Source organism: Elstera litoralis (assembly GCF_000963705.1).
Taxonomy (GTDB): Bacteria; Pseudomonadota; Alphaproteobacteria; order Elsterales; family Elsteraceae; genus Elstera; species Elstera litoralis.
Genome location: NZ_LAJY01000942.1, coordinates 1 through 847, shown reverse-complemented (window position 1 = coordinate 847; position 847 = coordinate 1). Strand labels below are relative to the sequence as shown.

Below are 847 nucleotides of genomic sequence, written 5' to 3'. Positions count from 1 at the left end.
TTTTCAGAGTATCTGGCGAGGCAACCGGCCTGAGGGAGAGCCCGCAGACGTAAGCCTCTCGCCAGCGCCACTGAATTGCGCTATCCCTGACGCAAGCAGAATAAAATTCGGCAGGGTCTTTCTATGGGTAAAACGCCGCGCAAGTTGGATCGAACCGATCTTAAAATTCTCAGCCTTTTGCAGACTGAGGGGCGGATTACCAATCTCAAGCTGGCGGAAAAAGTCGGCCTGTCGCCCAGTCCCTGCTTAGAGCGGGTGAAGCGTTTGGAGGCGGCGGGCTATATCAACCGCTACTCAGCCGAAATCGATCTGGATCTTCTGTGTCGCAATGTGCTGGTTTTTGCCGAAGTAACGCTGAAGAATCAGCGCGGCGAAGACTATGAGCGCTTCGAGACTGTCATCGCCAAAATCCCCGAGATTATCGAAGCTTATTCGATTGGTGGTGGGTACGATTATCTTCTGAAGTTTGTCTGCGGGGACGTGCGGGATTATCAGATTCTCAGTGAGAAGATGATTAATTCCGACGTGGGGATCGATAAATTCTTTAGCCACATCGTCATTAAACCCGTCAAAGCCTATCGCGGCATGCCGCTGGCCCATCTCATCGATAAAGACACGAATCCGTCTGTCATTCTGTCCTGATATTCCGTTGCCTGTTTGCGGCTGTAGTCAGGCTACGTGTCTCTAGGATAAATTGGGTTTAAAGCGGTCCTATCCGCCCATTCTGAAAACTGAGTGACAGAAGAATGTAGCGATGATACATTATGACCATGTCAATCAGTCGGCTTCCTCCCCTCCCCGCCGACTGATGGCGCGGGTGCTTTCGGGCAAGGGCATCTGCAAAATT

The 847-nt window shown here is 51.5% G+C and carries 1 protein-coding gene; it reads left to right on the top strand.

The features are described 5' to 3' along the window. Positions 1-123: 123 nt before the first annotated feature. A complete protein-coding gene (locus VZ95_RS20845; RefSeq protein WP_045777574.1) occupies positions 124-642 on the top strand; it encodes an Lrp/AsnC family transcriptional regulator in 519 nt (172 codons plus the stop codon). Positions 643-847: the final 205 nt, after the last annotated feature.